Below are 24,464 nucleotides of genomic sequence, written 5' to 3'. Positions count from 1 at the left end.
CCGTTTCGTCATGTTGCGACGCAGCAACGAATTCGCTTGCGTTGTTTAGTAAAAATTGCATCACTAAACAAATTACTAAACATCTGCCGCGCTCCGGCGCCGCCATGTTTAGGCCTCTGAGGAGAGAGGTTGAGGCTCTTGAAACCGTCATCCGGGCGCGTTTCGCAAATGGGAGGAAGGCATGAAATCGAGCTTGAAACTGGCGTTGGGACTGGCCTCGGCGATTGCAGCGTCGACAGCCGTCTCAAACGCCGCACACGCTGAAGACCTGACGCTTTGCTGGGCCGCGTGGGACCCGGCCAACGCACTCGTCGAACTGTCCAAGGATTTTACCAAGGAAACCGGCATCGGCATGAAATTCGAGTTCGTGCCGTGGACCAACTATGCCGACCGCTTCCTCAACGAACTGAACTCGCACGGCAAATTGTGCGACCTGATCATCGGCGACAGCCAGTGGATCGGCGGCGCGGCCGAGAACGGCCACTACGTCAAGCTGAACGACTTCTTCGACAAGGAGAAGATCAGCATGGACGACTTCGTGCCGGCGACCGTCGTCGGCTATTCGGAATGGCCGAAAAACACGCCGAACTACTGGGCGCTGCCGGCCATGGGCGACGTCGTCGGCTGGACCTATCGCAAGGACTGGTTCTCCAAGCCCGAGTTGCAGAAGGAATTCAAGGAAAAGTATGGCTGGGACCTCGGCCCGCCGGCCACTTTCGACCAGCTGAAACAGATCGCCGAATTCTTCCAGAAGCGGCAGATCGACGGCAAGACGGTCTATGGCGCCTCGATCTACACCGAGCGCGGCTCGGAAGGCATCACCATGGGCGCCATGGACGTGCTCTACAGCTACGGCTTCCAGTATGAGAACCCGAAGAAGCCCTACGAGATGGAAGGCTTCGTCAATTCCGAGAAATCGGTGAAGGGGCTGGAATTCTACAAGGCGCTCTATGATTGCTGCACGCCGCCCGGCGCCTCCAACAGCTATATGGGCGAAGGCGTCGATGCCTTCAAATCCGGACAGGTGGCGATGCACATGAACTTCGCCTTTACCTGGCCCGGCCTGCAGAAGGACGAGAATGTCGGCGGCGACAAGATCGGTTACTTCGTCAACCCGAAGGGACCCGACGGCGACCAGTTCGCCCAGCTCGGCGGCCAGGGCATTTCGGTGGTGTCCTATTCCGATAAGCAGGAATCGGCGCTGAAATACATCAAGTGGTTCGCCAACAAGGACGTGCAGGCGAAGTGGTGGTCGCTCGGCGGCTATTCCTGCCTGAACGCCGTGGTGAAGGACCCGAAATTCCCGGCCAGCCAGCCCTATGCGCAGACCTTCCTCGACTCGATGGCCATCGTGAAGGACTTCTGGGCCGAGCCGAGCTACGCGCCTTTGCTGCAGGCCTCGCAGAAGCGCTTCCATGACTATGTCGTCGCCGGCCAGGGTTCGGCCAAGGATGCACTCGACGGCCTGGTCAAGGACTGGACCCAGGTGTTCCAGGACGATGGCAAGATGTAACCGGGGCAAGATGTAACCGGCTCCTCCCGAGCCAGACCGACGCGTCCCGTGCCACCCTTGGCACGGGACGCAGTTCAGATAAATTCCATCACAGAGACGAACCAAGTGACCGAAGCAGGACTGACCATGCTCAATCGGACCGCGGAGAACGTTGCCCGGGCGACCCCGGAACCGTTGGCTCGCAAGGTCCGGGGCATCAGCGACAAGGGCCTCGCCTGGCTGTTCATTTCGCCGACGATCCTGTTGCTGCTGGCCATCAACATCTTCCCGCTGTTCTGGGCGATCTACCTGTCCTTCACCAACTTCCGGGCCAACCGGCCGAACGAAGTGGTGAAGAATCTCGGCTTTGCCAACTATCAGCGCATCCTCGGCGACCAGGACATCTGGATCGCCATGCAGACGACGGCGCATTTCGTGTTCTGGACCATCCTGTTGCAGACGCTGATCGGCTTCACCCTGGCCTGGCTGATCGACCGGAAATTCCGCGGCCACGCCTTCTGGACGACGCTGATCCTGGTGCCGATGATGCTGTCGCCGGCGGTGGTCGGCAATTTCTGGCGCTTCCTCTACGAGCCGCAGATCGGCCTGTTCTCCTATGTCATCTCGTTCGTCAGCGGCATCCCGCCGACAAGCATCCAGATGCTTTCCAACGTGTCGCTGGCGCCATGGTCGATCATCATCGTCGATACCTGGATGTGGACGCCCTACGTGATGCTTATCTGCCTCGCCGGGCTGCGCTCCATCCCCGAATACATCTATGAGGCGGCCGAGGTCGACCGCGCGTCCAACTGGCGGCAATTCTGGTCGATCACGCTGCCGATGGCGCTGCCCTTCATCATGCTGGCGGTGCTGTTTCGCGGCATCGAGAACTTCAAGATGTTCGACATGGTCAACCTGCTGACCGGCGGCGGGCCGGGCTCGACCACCGAGGTCGCCTCGATCACGCTGAAGCGGCAGGCTTTCGAGAGCTGGCGCACCGGCTATTCCTCGGCCTTCGCCATCATCCTGTTCGTGGCGGTGTTCGGGCTGGCCAACATCTACGTCAAGGCGCTCAACAAGGTGAAGCAGAGATGAGCCTGACCACTGCCCATTCGGTCGTCGCACCGTCAGCGAATTCGAAGCGCATCGCCGGCGCGATCATCATCGCCTACGCGCTGATCTCGATCGTGCCGCTGTTGTGGATCTTCGCCACCAGCTTCAAGACGCCGCCGGATTCGATCGCCTATCCGCCAAAAATCGTGTTCCAGCCGAGCATCGAAGGCTATTGCAACCTGTTCACGACGCGGACGCGGCAGACGCCGGAATACATCAACTCGCTGGGGCCGGCGACCGGCTTCTGCGACGAGACCGTGCGCAAGCGCAACATGGTGATCGCCGGCCCGTCCAACTTCCTGCCGCGCTTCCTCAACTCGCTGATCATCGCCTTCGGCTCGACCTTCTGCGCGGTCTTTCTCGGCACGCTGTCGGCCTATGGTTTCTCGCGCTTCAAGGTTCCGCTCGCCGACGACCTTCTGTTCTTCATCCTGTCGACCCGCTTCATGCCACCGATCGCGGTCGCCATTCCGATCTACCTGATGTACCGCGAGCTCGGCCTGTCGGACACCGCGCTCGGCATGATCCTGCTCTACACGGCGGTCAACGTGTCGCTGGCGGTGTGGCTCTTGAAAGGCTTCATCGACGAGATCCCGCGCGAATATGAGGAAGCGGCGATGATCGACGGCTACACGCGGCTGCAGGCCTTCTGGCGCACCGTGCTGCCGCAGGCGACCACCGGCATTGCCGCGACCGCGATCTTCTGCCTGATCTTCGCCTGGAACGAATATGCCTTCGCGGCACTCTTGACCTCGGGCACGGCCCAGACCGCGCCGCCCTTCATCCCGACCATCATCGGCGAAGGCGGCCAGGACTGGCCGGCTGTGGCGGCCGGCACGACGATCTTCCTGGTGCCGATCCTGGTTTTCACTATCCTGCTTCGCAAGCAATTGCTGCGCGGCATCACCTTCGGCGCGGTACGCAAATGAGCATGACCAATCCCGTCAAACGCAAATCGCGCTGGCCGGCCTGGGCGCGGCGCGGCCTGATGGAAAACATCGCGACCGCACTGATCGCCATCGGTTTCCTGATGCTGTTCCAGCCTTTCGCGCTGTCGCTCTACACCTATTCCTTCATCACCATGCTCGCCGGCACCGTGATGTTCATCATCGTCTCGAAGTTCCCGGAATAATCATGGCCGAGATCCGTGTTCAGCACCTGAGAAAGGCCTTCGGCGATTTCGTCGCCGTGCAGGATTCCAACTTCCTCGTCGAGGATGGCGAGTTCTTCGTCATGCTCGGGCCGTCGGGCTGCGGCAAGACGACGACACTGCGCATGATCGCCGGGCTCGAACTGCCGACCGGCGGCCAGATCCTGCTCGGCGGCGAGGACGTCACCATGCTGCGGGCACGCGAGCGCGACATCGCTTTCGTCTTCCAACTGTTCGCGCTCTATCCGCATATGAATGTGCGCAAGAACATCGGCTTTCCACTGCTGGCGCAGGGCATGCCGTCGGCCGAAATCCGCGCGCGCGTCGAAGAGACGGCAAAACTCCTGCGCATCGACCATCTGCTCAACAAGTCGGTCTCCGGCCTTGCCGGCGGCGACCGCCAGCGCGTGGCGCTTGGGCGCGCCATCGTGCGGCGGCCGAAATGTTTTTTGATGGACGAGCCGCTCGGCACCTTGGACACCGAATTCCGCGACCTCATGGTCCATGAACTGCGCGAACTGCACAACCGCATCCACGCCACCACCGTCTATGTCACGCATGACCAGATGGAGGCGATGTCGATGGCCGACAAGATCGCTGTGATGAACCACGGCGTCATCGAGCAGTTCGGCACACCGCGCGAAATCTACGACCGCCCGGCGACCATGTTCGTCGCCGACTTCATCGGCTCGCCGCCGATGAATTTTCTGGGCTTCGGCGGCGGGCTCGCCAAAGGCGCGAAGGAAATCGTCGTCCAGGGCGCGAAGGTCGCGGTGCCGGAGGTGCGCGAGGATATCGCGCCGGCCGACATGGCGCTCGGCATCCGGCCCGAACATATCCGTTTCGACGACACTTCCAAGCTGCGCGGCGCCATCTACGGCACCGAATATCTCGGCACCACGCAGATCGTCGCGGTGGAAACGGCCGACGGCATCATCAAGGCGCGGGTGCCGGCCGAAATCCGGCTCAATGCCGGCGATCATGTCGGCCTGGCCCTGAACAGCGCCCGGCTGTCGCTGTTCGACAAGGGATCGGGCCGCGCGGTGAGAACAGCGGTCCACGACACCGCCTCTCAGGGGAGAGCGCAGCATGGCTGACGTGCACATTAAGAACGTGACCAAGAGCTTTGGCGAGCATGTCGCCGTCAACGGTCTCGACCTGCACATAGCGGACGGCGAATTCGTCGTGCTGCTCGGGCCGACCGGGGCCGGCAAGACGACGACGCTGCGGCTGATCGCCGGGCTGGAACGGCCGGATGCCGGCACGATCGAAATCGGCGGCCATAATGCGACGACGCTGTCGCCGGCCGAGCGCGACACGGCCTTCGTGTTCCAGCAGTACTCGCTCTATCCACATCTGTCGGTCTACGACAATCTCGCCTTCCCGCTGCGCTCGCCGGCGCGGAAGATCCCGGAGGACCAGATCCGTCGGCGGGTCGAGGACGTGGCGAAGATGGTGCGCATCCATCACAAGCTCGCCAACCGCTCGACCAAGCTGTCGGGCGGCGAAATGCAGCGCGTCGCCATCGGCCGCGCCTTGGTGCGCAAACCGGCGATCTATCTGATGGACGAGCCGCTGTCGTCGCTCGACGCCAAGCTGCGGGCAGATCTGCGGCTGGAGCTGAAGCGCATCCAGTCCGAACTCGGCGCGACCATGCTTTATGTCACCCATGACCAGATCGAGGCGATGACCATGGCCGACCGTATCGGCATCCTCGCCGACGGCGTGCTGGTGCAGATCGGCTCGCCGCGAACCATCTATTCGGAGCCGGCAAACCTGCATGTCGCGGCAAGGCTCGGCCAACCGGCGATCAATCTTCTGCCGACCGGCCTGCTGCCCGATGGCGGCGCGCCGGCCGGCACCAGGACGATCGGCGCGCGCACCGAACATCTGACGATCGAGAAAGCGATGAACGGCCATGCCGATGGCGTCGTCGACTGGGTCGAGCATCTCGGCGACCAGAACCATCTGCATGTGACGGTCGGGCCGAAGAAGCTGGTGACGCTGACCGACCCGGACACCGATCTGTCGCAAGGCGACAAGGTGGTGATCCGCTACCGCTCGCCACTCTATTTCGGCGCCGATGGACAAAGATTGATGTGAATGGTTTCGGTGTTTCCCCACCAAAGGGACAATGCCTCCTCCGATTGACGATCGCGAATACGGGACGAATTCGATGAAGCACTTTTTCAACCGCAGGGAAACGATCGTCACCGAGGCGCTGGACGGCCTGTTGCGCACCATCGGCTCGGGCGATCTCGCGCGCCTCGACGGCTATCCCGAGATCAAGGTCGTGCTGCGCGCCGACTGGGACAAGTCGAAGGTCAGCGTCGTCTCCGGCGGCGGCGCCGGGCATGAGCCTTCGCATGCAGGCTTTGTCGGCAAGGGCATGCTGACGGCGGCGGTCTCCGGCGAGATCTTCGCCTCGCCGAGCGTCGAGGCGGTGCTGGCGGGGATCCGCGCGGTCACCGGCCCGGCCGGCTGCCTGCTGATCGTCAAGAACTATACCGGCGACCGGCTCAATTTCGGCCTGGCGGCGGAGAAGGCGCGCGCCGAGGGCTTTCGCGTCGAGATGGTGATTGTTGCCGACGACATAGCCTTGCCTGACATCAACCAGCCGCGCGGCGTCGCCGGCACGCTGTTCGTGCACAAGATTTCAGGCCATCTGTCGGAGGCCGGCCATGATCTTTCCGAGATCGCGGCAGCGGCGCGGGCGGCGGCAAAGGATATCGTATCGCTCGGAATGTCGCTGTCCTCCTGTTCCATCCCCGGCCAGCCGCATGAAGACAGGTTTGGCGCGGACGACGGCGAACTTGGCCTGGGCATTCATGGCGAGCCGGGCGTCGAGCGGATTGCCTTGCAAAGCGTCGACAGGCTGGTCGCGATCATGGCGGAGCGCCTCGCTGCTGGGCTCGACCCGAAGGCGAGCCATGCCTTGCTGATCAACAATCTCGGCGCGGTGCCTCCGCTCGAAATGTCGCTGATTGCCAATGCGGTGCTGGCCTCGCCACTGGCCAAGACGGTCAAGCTGACGATCGGCCCGGGGCCGCTGATGACGGCGCTCAACATGAACGGCTTCTCGCTGTCGCTGATCCGGCTCGATACGGCGCGTGAAGCCGCCCTGCTGGCGCCGGTCGGTCCGCATGCCTGGATGCCGGCCAAGCCGGTCGCGGCGCCTGTCATCGTGCCGATGGCGAAAGCAGCCGGACAAAGCGCTGCGCACAAGGCCAGCCAGCATGCTGGCACCAGGCGCCTGATCGTCACGGTCTGCGAAAGACTGATCTCGCTCGAGGCGTCATTGAACGGGCTCGACGCCAAGGCGGGCGACGGCGACACCGGCTCGACGGTGGCGACCGGCGCGCGCAGCGTCCTCGATCGGCTCGACACGCTGCCGCTTGCCAACCCCGCTGCGACGCTTGGCGCGATAGGCGACATATTGAGCGCGTCGATGGGTGGTTCCAGCGGGGTGCTGCTGTCGATCTTCTTCACGGCGGCGGCGCAGGCCCTCGGCGGCGGGGACAGTTTGTCCAAGGCGCTGCTTGCCGGACTTGAGCGGATGATCTTCTACGGCGGCGCCAGACCGGGTGATCGCACCATGGTCGATGCGCTGGAGCCCGCGCTGAAGGCACTTGATGCCGATGGTCTGGAGGAGGCAGCAACAGCGGCGAGGCGTGGTGCCGAGGCCACGGCCGCCATGGAGAAGGCGAAGGCCGGACGGTCGGCCTATGTCGGCACCAAATTGCAAGGCGTGGTGGACCCCGGTGCCCATGCGGTGGCCGAGGTGTTTTCGGCCGCCGCCACGCTGCTCGTCGCAGCCTGACGCATGCACCAGTTGTCGAATGACCGTTCTTTCGCTACTGCCGGCAAAGTGGAAACCGGGATTTTGGGCGATATGGCGGCGTTGCACCTTGCCAGGCTGATCGCGGTGGCCGCCGATACGATTGCCGCTCACGCCGAGGAATTGACGGCGCTCGACCAGGCGATCGGCGACGGCGACCATGGGCTGAACATGAAGCGCGGCTTCGAGGCCGTGCGAGCCGAGGCCGATGCGTTCGCCGCCAAGCCGTTGCCTGACGCCCTGAAAGCGATCGGAACCAAGCTGGTGATGACGGTGGGCGGCGCTTCGGGTCCCTTGTTCGGCACGCTGTTCATGGCCTTGGGCAAGGAGATCGCGGCGGACCCCGATCGCAAAAACCTGGCCGCTGCCTTCGGCAAGGCTGTCGAAGCCGTGGCCGCTCGCGGCAAGTCGCAGATCGGACAAAAAACCATGCTCGATGTGCTGCAGCCGGTGCATGACGCCTTGGCCGGGGACAAGACGGCGGCTGAGATCGCCGACATCGCCGACGCCGCCGCCGAAGCGACGGTGCCGATGAAGGCGCTGCGCGGTCGCGCCTCGTTCCTTGGCGAGCGCTCGATCGGCCATATGGATGCCGGCGCGCGCTCAACCGCGCTGCTGGTGCGCTCGGTGGGGCAAGCGATCGGGGAAAGTGCATGAGCAATGTCGGGATCGTGATCGTGTCGCATTCGCCGCTGGTCGCGGAGGGCACGGCCGACATGGTACGCCAGATGGTGGGCGACGAAGTGCCGCTTGCATGGTGCGGCGGAAACGGCCATGGCGGGCTCGGCACCAATGTCGAGGCGATCATGGGCGCCATCGACAAGGCCTGGTCGGAAGCCGGTGTCGCCATCCTTGTCGATCTCGGCGGCGCCGAGACCAACTCGGAAATGGCGGTGGAGATGATCGGCGAGCCGCGTGCGCAGAAGATCATCGTGTGCAACGCGCCGATCGTCGAGGGCGCGGTGATGGCCGCGACCGAATCCTCCGGCGGCGCCTCACTGAAGGAAGTGGTGGCGACGGCGCACGAATTGTCGCCGTCGTGAGTAAACGGGATTTCTGAAAAATGTCCGCAGCCGCCGAAGCGACCGTCCTGATCACCCACGATGTGGGGCTGCACGCGCGCCCGTCGGTGAAGTTCACCAAGCTGGCCAAGACCTTTGCCGCCGACGTGGAAATCGCGCTGGCCGCCAACGGGCCGTGGTTCGACGCCAAGAGCATCGTCAAGGTGATGGCAGCCAAGGCGCCGAAGGGCACGGTGCTGCACATCAGGGCCAGGGGCAACGGCGCCGATGATGCGGTGCGCGCACTGATCGAGCTGGTGCAGCGCGACTTCGACGAGGACGCCGGTCATGTCCGCTCGGCGTGAGGCTGGCGCGCTTCTTCGCCGGCCCGCAGGGAATGCGGGCCATGCGGATTGAGGGCGTTCCGGCCTCGGCCGGCTATGCCGAGGGGCCGCTGTTCGACCTCGATCGGTCGCCGGCCGTCTACGCAGGCAAAGCCACCGCTACGGAAGAGAAGACGTCGCTGCAAGCCGCGATCGGCACGGCAGTGAGCCGGCTTGCCGCCATGGCGGAGACCGCCGACAGCGACGCCGCCGGCATACTCGAATTCCACATTGCCATGCTGGAAGACAACGCCTTGAGCGGGCCGGCCTTCGCGTCGATCGCTTCCGGACAGACCGCCGACGCGGCATGGCGAGAGGCGCTTGATGCCGAGATCGCCGGTTACGAGGCCTCGGACCAGGACTATTTCCGCGCCCGCGCCACGGATTTGCGCGATATCAGGGACCAGGTGCTGCGTGCCTTGACCGAGGACGTCGACAGCACAGCGCCTACCGGTGCCATCCTCTGCGGCGAGGACATCGCGCCGACGCGCTTCCTCGAAACCGACTGGAGCCATGGCGGCGGCATTGCGCTGAAGGCGGGCAGCACCGCCAGCCATGTCGCCATGCTGGCGCGCTCGCGTGGCGTGCCGATGGTGGTGGGGCTGCGCGAACCGCTTGCCGATCTTGCCGGCATGGCACTGCTCGACGCCGAGCATGGCAGCCTCGTGCTGGCGCCCTCGCCGGCGGAGATCGGCGCGTTCCGGCAGTCATCCGCTTCCTTCGTCGCCCGCCAGGGCGTGGCCCGGCGTTTTCTGGCGCAGCCGGCGGTGACCAAGGCCGGCACGGCGGTGCGGGTGCAGGTCAACATCGCCGATCCGTCCGATGTCGACGGCATCGACATCGCGACCTGCGACGGTGTCGGGCTGATGCGAACTGAGTTCCTGTTCGGCAAGAATTTGCCGGATGAGGAGACGCAATATCGCGCCTATCGCAAGGTGCTGGAATGGGCTGGGAAAAAACCAGTGACGATCCGTACTGTCGACGCCGGCGGCGACAAGCCGGTACCGGGCTTCACCGTCGAGGAAGGCAATCCATTCCTTGGCCTGCGCGGCATCAGGCTGTCGCTGGCGCGGCTCGATATTTTTCGCGTACAGATCAGGGCATTGCTGCGCGCCGCGCCACACGGCACTCTCAAGGTGATGTTTCCGATGATCGCCATGGCCGATGAGTATGAGCGCGCAGCCGCCCTGTTCGCCGAAGAGCAGGCAGCCCTTGCCGCGCGTGGCGTCGCCCACAGGATGCCGCCGCTGGGCATCATGGTCGAGGTGCCGTCGGTGGCCATCGCGCCGGAAGCATTCGCAGGCGTCGCCTTCTTCTCGATCGGCTCCAACGACTTGACGCAATATGTGATGGCGGCCGCGCGGGATAACGCTGCTGTGGCCCATCTCAATTCGGTCCGTCATCCCGCTGTGCTGCGGTTGATCGGCTCGGTCACGGCCTTCGGACGGGAAAACGGCATTCCAGTCAGCCTGTGCGGCGATGCCGGCGGCGATCCCGCGTCGATCCCTTCGCTGCTGAAGGCTGGTTTGCGCGATCTGTCCGTTGCACCGGCGCAACTCGCTATGGCCAAGGCGGCCATATCCGATGTCCCGGTCTAGGCGCGGCCGGCATGGTTGACATCAAACCCGAACCCGGCTCCGAAGAGGCGATCCGCGCCTACAAGACGATCCTGTCGCAGGTCATCGACCAGCGACCGTCCGGCATGCGCCAGCGCCTGGCCGACGCGCTTGGCAAGCACCGCAGCTTCGTGACGCAGATTTCAAGCCCTGCCTATACGGTGCCGATTCCGTCGAAGCATTTGCCGGCTATTTTTTCCGTCTGCCATTTCAGTCCAGCCGAGCGGGATCAGTTTCTTGCCGCCTACCATCAGGCGCATCCGGGAAAAATGTCGATCGCCGCGGGCATGCGCAAGACGCGGCATGTGTCGCTCGTCGTGCCGGATTTCGGCGACGACAAGCAGAATGCGGCGCTCGATCGGGCGATCAATGAATTCATCCAGAAGATCACCAGCATCGCCGGCAAGGGTGGCAGCTGACCATTCTTGCCGGGCTGTTTGGGAGGACGCCATGAAGAAATTTATGAATGCGGTGGACACGGTGCTGACGGAGAGCCTCGACGGTTTCGTGGCCGCCCACGCCGATATCCTCGTGCTTGGCGAGGAGCACAAATTCGTCCGCCGCAGGACGTTGCGGCCGGGCAAGGTGGCGCTGATCTCCGGCGGCGGCTCGGGCCACGAGCCACTGCATGGCGGCTTTGTCGGCCATGGCATGCTGGACGCCGCCTGCCCCGGCCAGGTGTTCACCTCCCCGACGCCGGACCAGATGCTGGCGGCGGCGCAGGCCGTCGACACCGGCGCCGGCTGCCTGTTCATCGTCAAGAACTACGAGGGCGATGTGATGAATTTCGACATGGCTGCCGAAATGTCCGATGGCGTCCAGCAGGTGGTGACCAATGACGATGTCGCCGTCGAGAATTCGTCCTACACGACCGGCCGGCGCGGCGTGGCGGGTACGCTGGTGGTGGAAAAGATCGTCGGCGCGGCGGCCGAGCACGGCCTGGCACTGCCGGTGCTGAAGACGTTGGGCGAGCGCGTCAACGCCGCGACCCGCTCGATGGGCGTGGCGCTGACCAGCGGCACCGTGCCAGCCGCCGGCAAGCCGACCTTCGACATCGGCGACGGCGAGATGGAATTCGGCGTCGGCATCCATGGCGAGCCTGGCCGCCGGCGCGACGCCTTAAAGAGCGCCGACGCGATCGCCGGGGAGATCTGCACAGCGATCCTCGGCGATCTCGGCGACAAAGCGAAAGGACCGGCGCTGCTGTTCGTCAACGGCTTCGGCGGCACGCCGCTGATGGAGCTCTATCTGATGTACAACAGCGCGCGAAAGATCTTCGAGACGCATGGCGTGACGGTAATCCGCTCGCTGGTCGGCAGCTATGTCACCTCGCTCGACATGGCCGGCTGCTCGATCACGCTCACCATGCTCGACGAAGAGATGACCGGCTGGTGGGACGCGCCTGTCCATACGGCGGCGCTGCGTTGGGGCATGTAGCAATTCGAGTGCGCGGCGATTTTCCCTGGAAGAGCCATAGCGCTTCCGTTGGGAATGGCGATCTAAGCGCTATCACCTGCTCTCAGCGGAAATCACCCCAGAAATAGTCGTCACCATGAATCCTCCGGTAAGTGCGTTGACTCGCCGGGCCGTTGCCTTTCTTCCCCAAAGTAAGGTAAGGACTCCCGGGATTTTTGGGGAGATAGCGTATGCGTTACAACTGGGAGCGGGCGCCGACGACTTTCGAACGTCATCGGAAAGCGCTAGCGGCGGCCATTTTGATCTTCGGTGGCGTGGGCCTCATGCTTGTGGCCCTGCCGATCTAGTGCGGTAGACCATTTCGTCCCATGAATAGCGTTTGTTAGGCGGCTATCGGCTGGCCTCTCAGCAAGGCTGCCCGGTCACGGCGATGAAGCGGCGGTCGCGCCCTTCAAAGTCCCAGCACGACAATCACCGCCGGTTTGCCGGAAGGCGCTGGCCGTACTGCTCGAAGGCGAAATAGAGCCATCGGGCGAAAAGCCGATGATGGGCCGCGGCATCTCCGGCCAAGGCGGTTGAGATCGCCAGCACCGCGCCGATCGCCAGCGCAAACTCCGGTTTTGCCATGATCGACGCCGGATGGCGCATCGCTGAGATCCCGTCCCCCGAGAAGACCTCACTTCACGATCCAAGCCGGGACCGGTTCATACGAAAATCAGGGGAGACAGCGCCGGAAAAAACAGCATAGGCTGTTGGCAAAGACGTCAAATGGTTCCTGGGGAGGTTACGGATGGCTTCACGCTATCATGAGGTCTATGACGGCTGGAAACGCGACCCGGAACAATTCTGGGCGGACGCGGCCGGCGCCATCGACTGGTATTCGCCCTGGGACAAGGTGTTCGACGCCACCGCCGGCGTCTATGGCCGCTGGTTTACCGGCGCGACCTGCAACACCTGCTACAACGCCATCGACCGGCATGTCGCCGGCGGACGCGCCGACCAGATCGCACTGATCTATGACAGCGCCATCACCGGAACGGTGAAAAAATTCACCTACGCCGAACTCAAGCGCGAAGTGGTGGCGCTGACCTCGGTGCTGAAGAACCGGGGCATCGGCAAGGGCGACCGCGTCATCATCTACATGCCGATGGTGGCGGAGGCGGCCATCGCCATGCTTGCCTGCGCCCGCATCGGCGCCGTGCATTCGGTCGTGTTCGGCGGCTTTGCCTCGCATGAACTGGCCACCCGCATCGACGATGCCAAGCCGAAGCTGATCATCTCGGCCTCCTGCGGCCTGGAGCCGGGCCGGGTCGTCGCCTACAAGCCGCTGCTCGACAAGGCGATCGAGATGTCCCACCACAAGCCGGATGCCTGCCTGATCCTGCAGCGCGACCAGTTGCGCTGCGATCTGAAGGAGCATTTCGACATCGACTATGCCGACGCCGTCGCCCGTGAGCGGGCGGCCGGCGCCAATGTCGACTGCGTGCCGGTGCTGGCCACCGACCCGCTCTACATCATCTACACGTCAGGCACGACCGGCCAGCCCAAGGGGATCGTGCGCGACAATGGCGGCCACATGGTCGCGCTGAAATGGACGATGGAAAACGAGTTCGGCGTCAAACCGGGCGAAGTGTTCTGGGCGGCGTCCGATGTCGGCTGGGTCGTCGGCCATTCCTACATCGTCTACGGACCGCTGCTGCATGGCAGCACCAGCGTCCTGTTCGAAGGCAAGCCGATCGGGACGCCGGATGCCGGCACCTACTGGCGGGTCATCTCGGACCATGGGGTGGTCGCGCTGTTCACCGCGCCCACGGCGTTCCGGGCGATCAAGGGCCAGGATCCGCGGGGTGAGTTCGTTGCCAGATACGATCTGTCGAAATTCCGCACGCTGTTCCTCGCCGGCGAGCGCGCCGACCCCGAAACCATCAAATGGGCGGAGCAGAAGCTGAACCTGCCAGTGGTCGACCATTGGTGGCAGACCGAGACCGGCTCGCCGATGACCATCAACCCGGCGGGGCTCGGCCTGCTGCCGGTGAAATACGGTTCGCCCGGCGTGCCGATGCCCGGCTATGACATCCGCGTGCTCGACGATGCCGGCCACGAGGTGCCGCGCGGGACGCTCGGCAATGTCGTGGTCAAGCTGCCGTTGCCGGCCGGCTGCCTGCCGACGCTGTGGAACGCCGACGCCCGCTTCCGCCAGGCCTATCTCGATGAGTTTCCCGGCTACTACAAGACCGCGGATGCCGGCATGATCGACGAGGACGGCTATCTCTACGTGATGGCGCGCACCGACGACATCATCAATGTCGCCGGCCACCGGCTGTCGACCGGCGCCATGGAAGAGGTGCTGGCCGCCCATCCCGATGTCGCCGAATGCGCCGTCGTCGGCATTGCCGATGCGATGAAGGGGCAAGTTCCGCTCGGTTTCGTGGTGCTGAACGCCGGTGTCGCGCGCGACGGCGGCGCCATCGAGAAGGAGGTCGTGGCGCTGGTGCGCGAGCGGATCGGGCCGGTCGCCGCCTTCAAGACCGTGGTGACGATCAAGCGCCTGCCCAAGACGCGGTCCGGAAAGATCCTGCGCGGCACCATGCAGAAGATCGCCGACAAGGAAGAATGGACGATGCCGGCGACGATCGACGACCCGGCCATCCTCGACGAGATCACCGCGGCGATAAAGGCGCGGGGGATCGGGGTTTAGGGGCAGCCAATCGCATAATGCATGCCGCCCAAAAGTGGCCCCGGTTTTGGGAGAACGACATGCATGAAAACAAAGACCTAAAGCGCGTCGTATGAACCCGTTCAGACGCGACGCGCTTTAGGCCATCGCCGGTCCTCCGGCGGACAAGAGAACTGTCACCCATGCTACCGGTCCATTCTGTTACCTATCTATCCGGTTCGGACACGCGCCAAGGCCGGCGAACTCGCGCCGTTCTCTCCCCCGGAGTGGGAGGGTGCCTCGGCGAAGCCGAAACCTGACGCGATTGCCCTTCAGCACCAATCTCTTATTGTGCAATGCAGCAAGCCACCCTACAGTGTCTCCTGGGGGGCCATCCGACGGTGCGGTATGGCTCAGCAAAAAATTACCTTTGGCGGCGTCGACATCCTGCGGTTTCTCGCAGCCGTTCTGGTCATGGTCTACCACTATGGCTTCTGGGTGTGGGCCTATCCCGATGGCATCTCGGCACAGGCCACGGGCGGCGTGCCGGCGCAGCCTGACATAGGCGCCTGGGTCGGATCCGGATGGGTCGGCGTCGAGATCTTCTTCGTCATCAGCGGTTTCGTCATCGCCTTCAGCGCCGAGAAGTCGACGCCGCTGCGGTTCTTCGAGGCCAGGGTGAAGCGGCTGGCGCCGGCGGTCTGGATCTGCGCGCCGGTCACCGCCGTACTGCTTCTTGCCATCGGCCTGAGCTGGCCGACCGACGCGGTGGTCAGGCTGGTTCGCACCGGGCTGTTCGTGCCCTATGGTCCCTGGGTGGACAGCGTCTACTGGACACTCGGCATCGAGATCGCCTTCTACGCCATCGTCTGGATCCTGCTGCGGCTTGGCCGTTTCGATCTGATGGAGGCGGTCGCCATCGTCATCGGCCTGGTCAGCACGCTGTTCTGGTGCCTCTATTATCCGCTCGGCTGGGCCGACTTCGCCGAGACGCGGCTGCTCCAGCTCACTTTGGTGCATCACGGCTGCTTCTTCGCCGTCGGCGTGCTGCTGTGGCTGATCCGGTTCAAGGCGCTGACGGCGCCTCGCCTTGGCTTCTGCCTGCTGTTCCTCGGCGGGGGCGTGCTGCAGATCGCCAGTTCAGTCGACGTCCACAGCATCAAGGTCAATGCCGTGATGCCCTATGCGCCGCCGATCCTGATCTTCCTCGTCGCCATCGCGCTGATGGCGTGGTCGCTGCGGCTCGACCTCAGCTGGAGCGGCTGGCGCCGGATCGGCCTGATGACCTATCCGCTCTACCTGATCCACGACGTCGTCGGCGCGGCGATGCTCGGGGCGATGGTCCGTGCAGGGATGCCTTATCTCCTGTCGATGGCAGTGGTCGGCGCGACCATGATCGCGGCAAGCTGGCTGGTGGCGACGGAAGCCGAACCGCGCATAAGGCTGCTGCTCGACCACACCGTCTTCCGTTATCGGCTCAAGGCAGCGTAGCCGCGATCGTCCGTTTGAGGAAATGGTGTTCGTCCATGCCGGCGTGAGGCGGGCGTCGACCGGAAGAACCAGTACATTGGGAGCGCGAAGGAGCGGTCTTCACTGACGTTACAGCCGCGCGCACATTTGGCGCTTTGACGGCGGCCAGGTCGTGCCGGCGTCGGCGTCGCCGCATATCGTTCCGCTTCCTTATTCCGTCGAGGCCAATGTCGATCCGGAGGAGGCCTACATCGCGGCGATTTCCAGCTGCCACATGCCGCAACGCAAGCGGAGTTGCACCACTTGGCGCATGAACAGTGCTTCATCGCCAATTCCGTCAAGACGGAAATCCAGGTAGCCGCTTGAGATATTCATTTTGGAGCCGCTCCAGGAAAGCGTGAAACGGCTTTCCTGGAATGCTCTATACCGTCGCCTTGCTGCGCACTTCGGACTTGTCGAGATAGTAGCTCGAATATTTGTCGAAGAATTTTTCCGACGCGCCGAACGATCCGTATTTGGCGAGCTTCTTCAGGTCGACCTTGTTCAGCACCGCGCCGACGATCTTGTTGGCGACATAGGGTTCGGATTCCAGCATCGACCTGACCATGGCGCGCGGCGTGCGGCCCCATTCGGTGACCAGCACGAAGCCGTCGACCAACGGCGCGAAAGCCTTGGCGTCGACCACCGGCCCGAGCGGCGGCAGATCGACGACGATGTATTCGAACGTCTCCTTGGCGTTCTCGATGAAGCGCCGCATGCCAGCCGAGGACAACAGCTCGCTGGTGTGCGAGAAGTGGCCGCGCAGCACGGCCGGGATGATGGCGAGTTTCGTCTGCCGGTCGATCTTGCCGACCGACTGCCAGGTCTGGCCATTCATCACCGCTTCCATCAGGCCCTGCTCGGCTTCCATGCCGAGGCTGCGGCTCAACCCCGGATTGCGCAAGTCACCGTCGATGAGCAGCGTCCTGGCGCCATTGGCGGCCAGCAGTCCGGCAAGATTGGCCGCGACCGTCGACTTGCCTTCGCCGGGAAGCACCGAGATGACGCCGACGACGCGGCTGCCCTGTCCTTCCATCACGACATCGAAGGCGATCTTGGCGCTGCGCAGCGTTTCGGAGAACATCGATGCCGGCGCGTCGATGCTCACCCGCATGCGCGCGCGCCTTTCGATGGCCGCCGGCGACCTCGCTGCCTTGGCATCCGGCTGAGCCTCGGCCGGCTTGTCGTCCTTGGCGGGCCTGCTGCCGATGGTCGGCAGATAGCCGAGGAATTTGAGGCCGACGCGGTCGCGGACCTCCTCGCCGGTCCGGAAGAACCGCTCGTTGAACTCGTTGAGGCCGCCGAAGCCGGCGCCCATCAGCACGCCGAGCACGAGAGACAGTCCGAGCACGATGATGGTGCGCGGGCTCGAGGCGGAGAGCGGCGTCGAGGCATCCGAGATGATGCGGATCTTGCCGACCGGGAAAGATTGCTGCTGCGCGGCTTCCTCGTAGCGGCCGAGGAACGTCTGATAGAGCGTGGTGAGCGCCGTCGCCTTCTGGTCGAGGTCGCGCAACTGCACCTGCGACTGGTTGTCGACGGAGCTCTTGCCCTGAGCGGCGGCAACATTGGCCCTGAGCGCGGTCTCGCGCGCCAGCGCCACCTCATACTCGTTGCGATAACTTTCCGTGAGCTGCTTCAGCTCGCCGAAAATCTGCGCCGATATGTCGGCCTTTTCCTTGGCAAGCGCCACAGCCTGCGGATGTTGAGGACCGAAATTCGCCTCGACATCCTGCTGACGCTTGGAGACGGTGAGGTAGCGGGTCTTGAGCGCCGAAATGACCGAGCTGCTCGGCTGATCGCTCGAAATGGCGGCATCCTTGAAAGCGTTGTCCGAGCCGCTGTCGACGATCGACTTGTACTGCTGGTAGCGGGCGCTGGCGCGCGCCGTGTCGGCCTGCGCCACGATGAGCTGGGCGTTGAGGTCGGCAAGCTGCTTGTCGCTCAACAGCTGGCCATCGCTGTTGGCGGACAGGCCGTGTTCGGCCCTGAATTTTTCGACCGCCAGCGACGCCTGCTGCGAGCTCTCGCGCAGTTCCGTCAGGCGGCCCTGCAGCCAGACCGCCGCGCGCTCGGTGGCGTCGAAGCTGGCATCGAGCTGATCGGCCAGGTAGGCGTCGGCATAGGCTTTGGTGATCGCTTTCGCCAAGCCCGGATCGGTCGCCTGATAGCCAAGCGCGATGACGTAGCTTCGTCCGACGCGATCCGCCTGGATCTCGTTCTGCAGCTTGAGGATCGCATAGTCGCGGCTTGACGTGGCGATCAGCGCATTGCGGGTGGCAGGATCGAGCTTGCTGATGTCACCCATGCCCGGGATAGGCGGGCTGGGGCGGACATACTGGATAAGGCCGCGGATCAGGCCGACGCCCTGGGCAAGCGCCGACTGCGGCGGGTTCATAAACGCATCGTTCTGGTCGAGCTTGAGCTTGTCGACGACCACCGCGGCAAGCCGCGTCGAGGTCAGTATCTCGATCTGGCTCAGAATGGCGGAATCGGTCTGCATGGTCGTCGACGCCGCTGAAATGTCGTCGACGATCTTGTTCAGGCCCTCGTCGATCAGCACGCTCGAGACCGACACATATTTGGGCGGGGTTGTCTGCAGATAGAGCATGCCCAGGAAAAGACCGATGACGGCGCACACGGCAACCACCTTGGCCTGCCGCGCAGCCATGCCAAGCAGCCGCTCGATATCGATGAAGTCTTCGCCGTTTCCTGCGTCCGAATTCGGCAATGGCATCCTCTTGTCGAGAGGAAAGTTGGCATAATTCATCGTCGGTCCAATCCCAGAGCCCGCTGCGTTCCCGATAATCGGGTTGAGGCTCTATCTCTTTGTTTGGGCATGATCTTTTCCGAAACCTTCGGGAATCATGACCTGTCTAAGTTTAAGCATGACCTTTGCGGAAACCGGGAGCCACTTTCCGGGATCATGCTTGGGCTTGCAGGCGCCCCAACGGTCGGGAGCATTGCCAAGAAGCAACGCAAGCTTCATGCCAGACGACGGGGCCTGTCGGCCCCTCGCCGCCAGCCATCCGGCAATACTCCCGAAAGATGGGCATTATGCGGCTTCTTCCTGGCGTTCATGCGACCGGACGAACTCCTGAAGCATCTCGAAAACCGGGCCCTTCATGTCGTTGCGCGCCAGCGCAAAAGCGATGTTGGCCTGGATGAAGCCTTCCTTGGACCCGCAGTCGAACATGCGTCCCAGGAAAGGCTGGGCAAAGAACGGCTGGTCCTTCGACAGGCGGACCATGGCGTCCGTCAGCTGGATCTCGTTGCCGGCGCCACGCTGCTGATTGCCCAGCAGCGCGAAGATCTCGGGCTGCAGGATATAGCGGCCGTTGATGTAGAAATTTGACGGCGCGTTGGCCGGGGCCGGCTTTTCGACCATCGCTGTGACTTCGAAGCCGCCGCCGATTTCGGCACCGCGGCCGACAATGCCGTATTTGTTGGTCTCACTCGGATCGCAGCGTTCGACGGCGATGACATTGCCGCCGGTGCGCTCATAGAGGTCGACGGTTTCGGCAAGACAACCGCGCCCGCCGAAGGAGACCATGTCCGGCAAAAGCAGGGCGAAGGGCTCGTTGCCGATGACCTCGCGGGCGCACCAGACGGCGTGACCGAGACCTTGCGGCGACTGCTGGCGGATGAAGGAGGTGGCGCCGGCCACTGGCAGCATGCTTTCGAGCGCCTCCAGCTGGGTCTTCTTGCCGGTCTGCTCCAGGGTTCCGATCAATTCCGGATGCAGGTCGAAATAGTCTTCGATGACCGCCTTGTTGCGGCCGGTCACGAACACGATGTGCTCGATGCCGGCTTCGAAGGCCTCGTCCACCGCATATTGCACGACAGGCCTGTCGACCACCGGAAGCATTTCCTTCGGCATCGACTTGGTCGCCGGCAGGAACCGTGTTCCAAGCCCCGCCACCGGTATCACGGCCTTCCTGATTTTCTTCATCGCAAATTCCTTCTGAGGAGATCGACTTCAGTCCATTCACAGGCCACGAAAAATCCCTCCATGTGCCTGCATCTTCACCTCCCCGCCCCCACGGCAAATTGTGCCGCTACTCGTCGCAACCGCACGGCGATCGGCATGCCCATATGCCTGACCGCCGCCGGGTCGCTGAGCGCCGTCCGGATCGCTTTGAGCGGGGACCGCGCCTTGATGTGCTGGACCATCGCCAGGAAGGAGGCTGCCTTGCGCAGGCTGCGGCCGCGCCGGGCAAAGGCCGCCTGGGCCGCCTCGTCCATCCGATGGGTTTGAGCGAATACGGCATCCGCCTTGCGCATCGCTTCTACATGGTGAAGCTCGAGCACACGCGAGATGGAGCCACTGCGAATATGGTAGGCGTAGCCGATCTCCGGCTCGACCACGCATCTGCCGCCCTTGGCGAGCGCCTCGGCAAACAGGATGTAGTCTTCGCCGATCCTCAGTTTCTCGTCATAGCGAAGCCGGTTTTCGTCCAGGAACCGGCGCTGGAAGATCGGCTTGAGGTAGCCGAGGTTGAACTTCGATTCGAAGACGACGTTGCCGGCGATGTAGGTGGCCAGCGAAATCTCGCGCAGGCCTTCCAGATAACGCCTTGGGAACATCGCATCCTCGACGACGCCGTCCTCGCGGATGACCTGGAGATTGTCGACGGCGATCTGGGCATCCGCTTTTTCGGCACGGCCGATCATGGCGGCGATACGGCCAGGGAAGACGGCATCGTCGGAATCGAGCACCGCGACCCACCTGCCGCGGGCGACGTCGAGTCCGGCATTTCGGGCGCCGCCGGGACCGCGATTCCTGGCAAGCGCGACGACGCGCACAATGTCTTGCGGATAGGCCCGCGCCACATCGAGCGTGGCATCGCGCGACTGGTCGTCGACGACGATGATCTCGACGCTGACACCCTTCTGCGCCATGGCGCTGGCAATCGCGCGGTCGAGCGTCGCCTCTGCATTGTAGGCGGCGATGACAAAGGAAACATCCGGAGCGAAGGAAACGTCAGGCTGCACGCTTGCCTCCTTCCGGGGATGACGATTGGCCGTAGAGCCGGAGTTCGCGGACGCCGACAAGGCCGCTGACGACGCCGACATGCATGATGCCGCGCAGCACGCTGCGGTTCCTGCGCACCGGGCTGGCGACCACGGGAAGGGCCGCGGCGAAACAAAAGGCTGCCTTTGCGGCGGCAAGGCCGACATGCTTGATCAGCCCGATGCCGCGCGCATTGCTGCCCAAGAGGTGACCATGCGTCTGGCCGACGCGAAAACGGCGGCGGCCGAGCCAATCGAACGCGGCCCTTGAGCGCGGCACCACCTCGTCCACCCAGGCCTCTCGAGCGAAGGCGATGCGGCCACCGACCTTGACCATCTGATCGAAGAGTTCGGTGTCCTCGCCGCCGGTCTGGCCGCGCGCCAGGCTGAAGCGACGGCCGCGCAGGCTGTCCGACCGCATGCGCAGCAGGACGTTGCAGGTGTAGCCGGTGCGGATCTCGCCGCGCACCCAGACCGGCAAGGTCGAATGGAAATCGCCCCGGCGCATCCATTCGGGTGCATCCGGACGGTAGAGCGCCCGCACCGGACCGAGCACGGCTGTTGCACCACTGTCCTCGGCCGTCGCCACCAACTCGGCCAGCCAACGGGCGGAGGCAGTCTCATCGTCGTCGATGAAGGCGAGGAAATCCGCCTCGCTGGCTTCGAGGCAAGCATTGCGGGCGACCGAGATGTTGCGCGCCGGGGCATGCCGGTAGCGGACCGGCAGCGCCAATTCCTGCGACAGCGCCGTCACCAATGCCTGCGCGCTCGGCGTGTCGTCATTGTCGGCGACAATGACGCCGATGTCGAAGCCCTCGGGCATCTCCATGGCGGCAAGCGAACGCAGCGTGTCGGCCAGCTCCGGCCGGCGGAACGTGCACACGCCGATGTCGATGCTGCGGTTCTTGGCCTGAGCCACCATCACGCCACCCCGCGTCGCGCGCCGAGGCCGAGAAGCTGCAGCCAGAAGCCGACGGACCAGCCGAAATGCATGACCATGGCCGAAACGCCGGCCAGTGCGATGTCGGCATTGCGCTGGCGAATGGCCGTCACCAGGCCATAGCCGAGGCAGACCGAAGCCCAGATCAGCAGCGGCACAGCCGCGATCCAGTGCACGAAGGAGAAGGCCGCCAGAAGAACCACCGGGAAGACCGCCAGTGGCACCATCTGCCGGACCTTCGGGATGACGCGGTGCTTCAACACATTCTTGGCGCGGCCGCGGCCATAGCCGAGATACTGGAAATAGAGGCCTTTGAGCGAGGCGCGCGGATAGTAGACCATCTGCGTCTTGCCGCTCATCCAGATCCTGTAGCCGGCCTGCCGCAGCCGGTAGTCGAGCTCGGCATCCTCATTGTGGCTGAAGCTCTCGTCATAGCCGCCGACAGCGCCGAAGGCCGATATCCGCATCAGCGCGTGATGGCCGTGGTCGACCCATTCTCCGGCCGAGAGGTGACGATGCTTGGAACCACCGGTGCCGAGTTTCGAATTCTGCGCCGCCGCAACCGATTTCTGCACGGCGCCGCTGCCGCTGGTCAGCATCGAAACCACGACCGAATCGGCTGATGTGGCCAGCGCTTCCTCCAGCAGCCGGTCGCAGTAATCGTCGGGATAGCCGCCATGCGCGTCGATGCGGATGAGATATTCCGCGCCTTCGCCAAAAGTGCCGACGGCGAGATTGATCGCCGCGCTCTGGATGCGCCGCCTGTTGTGAAGCAGGACAACGCGCGGGTCCTTCGCGGCGATCTGCTCGACAATGGCCAGCGTGCCGTCGGTGCTGCCGCCATCGGCAACGACGATCCGGGCGCCAAGCCTTGCCGCAGCCGGGCAAAGCTGGCCGAGCAGGGCGCTGATATGGGCTGCCTCGTTCAGGCAAGGGATCACGATCAGGCTGGAGGGAAGCGCTTGCGTCATCGGGCGATGTCCATCCTATGCCAGGGCTTCGGTCGCGAGGGACTCGCGCACGGTGGTCAGGCGGCGCAGCTTTTCGACCAGCGCGCTGCAGTCGCTGCGATCGTAGCTCCACGTCCTCGGATTGCGGGCAAGCACGCGCGCCTTCAGTCTGCCGAAGCGCTGCTCCTCCATCGTGCCGAGTGCGGTTTCGAGCGCCTCGGGCGTCGCCTGGGGCAGCAGGATGCCGATGTCCTGCTGGCTGAGGAACCGTCCGGTTTCCGTATGGCCCATCGAGATCGGCACCGCCCCGAAGCGGCAGCCTTCATAGAGGCGGTTGGGCAGCAGCCATTCCGAATTCTGTCCCTCCTCGAAGAAATCGATCGCCCAGGAGAAATGCACGTCCTGGTAGATCGCCGCCATGTCCTCTGGATTGCGGTAGGGTCCACGAAACGACAGATAAGGTTCGGCATCGACGAAGGCGTGGAAATCGGGGAATTCGGAAAGCGCCGGACGGCCGCGCAGCACGATTTCGAAACGTCCATCCATGCGGCGGGTGAAATCAGCCAGAAGCTTGAGCGAGCGGCGGCAGCGCAGCGCTCCGAACCAGCCGATCCGCCATGGCGGGGTGGCGGGCGCTTCGACCGTTTCACGCGCGCCGGGCAGGATCGCCGCTGCCTCGAAATATTTGTTCTCGATCAGCTCGACGGGTGCGGCGACCTGGCGGAAGGGCTTGAAATAATTGGCGATGAAGGCGGGCGAACTGGTCACCAGCAGCTTCACGTCGCGCGCCAGATGGCGCTCGGTGGCGCGCAGCGCCTTGCCGAAGATGTCGTCGCGAAGCACCAGGCGGTGGATGTCGAGGCATTCATAGACAATCGGCACCGTGGCGCCGAAGGCCGACCTGGCGCGGCGCGCCAGCGCCAACATTTCCAGATTACGCGCGATGATGAGATCGGGCCGCGGCGCGCCCTTCAGCTTCGAGCCTATCGAAACCGCCGCTTTCGCCACCGCCGCCAGGCGCTGGGCGAATCGGCCGTCGCGCGTCGCGCCGAGGTCGACCGGCTGCAATCCTTCGATGTCGGCGATCTGGGTCGCGGTGCGGCGAAAGCCCGCCAGAGTGACCCGGGCACCGCCTGTCCTGAGCATTGTGATCCGTCGGCGAACCGCCGGATCGGAAACATCGTGCACCAGGTACAAGACATGCAGCATGAAAACTCGACCGCTGTTTGACCCCACCCACAAGGATGCTAGTACAGCTCTTGCTGCATCGCAACATTTTTGGCGCGGCAATGGACATTTTCTGTTGCACTGCAAAATTATTGCCGTAGTTTGGGGATGGCGGCGGTCGTGGATTTTCAGGGTTCGGAAATCCGCGCAAAAAATCAGG

General features: G+C 63.8%; 22 protein-coding genes and 1 pseudogene. 16 read left to right on the top strand and 7 right to left on the bottom strand.

Features of this window, described 5'->3' with window-relative positions; genetic code table 11:
• The first annotated feature begins 181 nt into the window (after positions 1-181).
• From CK227_RS04130 to dhaK, 13 genes are all read left to right on the top strand, one after another.
• Positions 182-1,513: an ABC transporter substrate-binding protein gene (locus CK227_RS04130; RefSeq protein WP_095771667.1), complete on the top strand. Its 1,332-nt coding sequence runs from the start codon at positions 182-184 to the stop codon at positions 1,511-1,513.
• A gap of 126 nt (positions 1,514-1,639) precedes the next feature.
• Positions 1,640-2,587 (top strand): sugar ABC transporter permease, encoded by a 948-nt coding sequence (locus CK227_RS04125; RefSeq protein ID WP_095771946.1) that lies wholly within the window; start codon positions 1,640-1,642, stop codon positions 2,585-2,587.
• Entirely contained in the window at positions 2,584-3,534 is a 951-nt protein-coding gene (locus tag CK227_RS04120; RefSeq protein ID WP_010913114.1) for a carbohydrate ABC transporter permease, read from the top strand. Before CK227_RS04125 ends, CK227_RS04120 begins: the two co-directional genes overlap by 4 nt.
• On the top strand, positions 3,531-3,737 hold the full coding sequence (locus tag CK227_RS04115; RefSeq protein ID WP_095771666.1) for a hypothetical protein: 207 nt from the start codon (positions 3,531-3,533) through the stop codon (positions 3,735-3,737). Before CK227_RS04120 ends, CK227_RS04115 begins: the two co-directional genes overlap by 4 nt.
• Positions 3,738-3,739: 2 nt before the next feature.
• Positions 3,740-4,852 carry an ABC transporter ATP-binding protein gene (locus tag CK227_RS04110; protein ID WP_095771665.1) on the top strand — a complete coding sequence of 371 codons (1,113 nt, stop codon included), beginning with the start codon at positions 3,740-3,742 and terminating at the stop codon, positions 4,850-4,852.
• The gene (locus CK227_RS04105; protein WP_095771664.1) at positions 4,845-5,858 is read left to right on the top strand and encodes an ABC transporter ATP-binding protein; all 1,014 of its coding nucleotides are present in this window, start codon (positions 4,845-4,847) and stop codon (positions 5,856-5,858) included. The genes CK227_RS04110 and CK227_RS04105 overlap by 8 nt, the downstream gene beginning before the upstream one ends.
• 73 nt (positions 5,859-5,931) lie before the next feature.
• Complete coding sequence (locus tag CK227_RS04100) at positions 5,932-7,575, top strand: dihydroxyacetone kinase subunit DhaK (RefSeq protein WP_095771663.1); 1,644 nt, start codon at positions 5,932-5,934, stop codon at positions 7,573-7,575.
• 72 nt (positions 7,576-7,647) lie between these two features.
• Positions 7,648-8,250: a dihydroxyacetone kinase subunit DhaL gene (dhaL, locus tag CK227_RS04095; RefSeq protein WP_095771945.1), complete on the top strand. Its 603-nt coding sequence runs from the start codon at positions 7,648-7,650 to the stop codon at positions 8,248-8,250.
• Complete coding sequence (dhaM, locus tag CK227_RS04090) at positions 8,247-8,636, top strand: dihydroxyacetone kinase phosphoryl donor subunit DhaM (protein ID WP_010913108.1); 390 nt, start codon at positions 8,247-8,249, stop codon at positions 8,634-8,636. The genes dhaL and dhaM overlap by 4 nt, the downstream gene beginning before the upstream one ends.
• Before the next feature lie 20 nt (positions 8,637-8,656).
• A complete protein-coding gene (locus CK227_RS04085; RefSeq protein ID WP_095771662.1) occupies positions 8,657-8,959 on the top strand; it encodes an HPr family phosphocarrier protein in 303 nt (100 codons plus the stop codon).
• A 41-nt stretch (positions 8,960-9,000) separates the two neighbouring features.
• The gene (ptsP, locus tag CK227_RS04080) at positions 9,001-10,575 is read left to right on the top strand and encodes a phosphoenolpyruvate--protein phosphotransferase (protein WP_179296380.1); all 1,575 of its coding nucleotides are present in this window, start codon (positions 9,001-9,003) and stop codon (positions 10,573-10,575) included.
• Positions 10,576-10,586: 11 nt separating this feature from the next.
• Positions 10,587-11,012, top strand: coding sequence for a hypothetical protein (locus CK227_RS04075; protein WP_019862863.1), 426 nt, complete (start codon positions 10,587-10,589; stop codon positions 11,010-11,012).
• A gap of 31 nt (positions 11,013-11,043) precedes the next feature.
• Complete coding sequence (gene dhaK, locus CK227_RS04070; RefSeq protein ID WP_095771661.1) at positions 11,044-12,030, top strand: dihydroxyacetone kinase subunit DhaK; 987 nt, start codon at positions 11,044-11,046, stop codon at positions 12,028-12,030.
• 450 nt (positions 12,031-12,480) lie between these two features.
• Here dhaK and CK227_RS36615 read toward each other — a convergent pair whose 3' ends face one another.
• A complete protein-coding gene (locus CK227_RS36615; RefSeq protein ID WP_179296379.1) occupies positions 12,481-12,657 on the bottom strand; it encodes a hypothetical protein in 177 nt (58 codons plus the stop codon).
• 142 nt (positions 12,658-12,799) lie between these two features.
• Here CK227_RS36615 and CK227_RS04065 point away from each other — a divergent pair, with 142 nt between their 5' ends.
• The 3 genes and pseudogenes from CK227_RS04065 to CK227_RS37150 all read left to right on the top strand — a co-directional run.
• Entirely contained in the window at positions 12,800-14,707 is a 1,908-nt protein-coding gene (locus tag CK227_RS04065) for a propionyl-CoA synthetase (protein ID WP_095771660.1), read from the top strand.
• A 366-nt stretch (positions 14,708-15,073) separates the two neighbouring features.
• Entirely contained in the window at positions 15,074-16,156 is a 1,083-nt protein-coding gene (locus tag CK227_RS04060) for an acyltransferase (RefSeq protein WP_095771659.1), read from the top strand.
• Positions 16,157-16,227: 71 nt separating this feature from the next.
• Positions 16,228-16,501: pseudogene (locus tag CK227_RS37150) on the top strand (OsmC family peroxiredoxin); the annotation flags it as partial.
• A 55-nt stretch (positions 16,502-16,556) separates the two neighbouring features.
• Here CK227_RS37150 and CK227_RS04050 read toward each other — a convergent pair.
• The 6 genes from CK227_RS04050 to CK227_RS04025 form a co-directional block, all read right to left on the bottom strand.
• Positions 16,557-18,944 carry a polysaccharide biosynthesis tyrosine autokinase gene (locus CK227_RS04050; protein ID WP_095771658.1) on the bottom strand — a complete coding sequence of 796 codons (2,388 nt, stop codon included), beginning with the start codon at positions 18,942-18,944 and terminating at the stop codon, positions 16,557-16,559.
• A gap of 285 nt (positions 18,945-19,229) precedes the next feature.
• Positions 19,230-20,126 (bottom strand): UTP--glucose-1-phosphate uridylyltransferase, encoded by an 897-nt coding sequence (locus CK227_RS04045; RefSeq protein WP_019862855.1) that lies wholly within the window; start codon positions 20,124-20,126, stop codon positions 19,230-19,232.
• A gap of 74 nt (positions 20,127-20,200) precedes the next feature.
• Positions 20,201-21,169, bottom strand: coding sequence for a glycosyltransferase family 2 protein (locus tag CK227_RS04040; protein ID WP_095771657.1), 969 nt, complete (start codon positions 21,167-21,169; stop codon positions 20,201-20,203).
• Positions 21,159-22,109: a glycosyltransferase family 2 protein gene (locus CK227_RS04035; RefSeq protein WP_095771656.1), complete on the bottom strand. Its 951-nt coding sequence runs from the start codon at positions 22,107-22,109 to the stop codon at positions 21,159-21,161. Before CK227_RS04035 ends, CK227_RS04040 begins: the two co-directional genes overlap by 11 nt.
• On the bottom strand, positions 22,109-23,098 hold the full coding sequence (locus tag CK227_RS04030) for a glycosyltransferase family 2 protein (protein ID WP_095771655.1): 990 nt from the start codon (positions 23,096-23,098) through the stop codon (positions 22,109-22,111). The genes CK227_RS04035 and CK227_RS04030 overlap by 1 nt, the downstream gene beginning before the upstream one ends.
• Positions 23,099-23,113: 15 nt before the next feature.
• On the bottom strand, positions 23,114-24,286 hold the full coding sequence (locus CK227_RS04025; RefSeq protein ID WP_095771654.1) for a glycosyl transferase family 1: 1,173 nt from the start codon (positions 24,284-24,286) through the stop codon (positions 23,114-23,116).
• Between the last annotated feature and the right edge of the window lie 178 nt (positions 24,287-24,464).

The organism is Mesorhizobium sp. WSM4308 (genome assembly GCF_002294905.1).
Lineage (GTDB): Bacteria > Pseudomonadota > Alphaproteobacteria > Rhizobiales > Rhizobiaceae > Mesorhizobium.
Note: the sequence above shows the minus strand (reverse complement) of the source record. Positions and strands in the feature narration are given on the sequence as shown.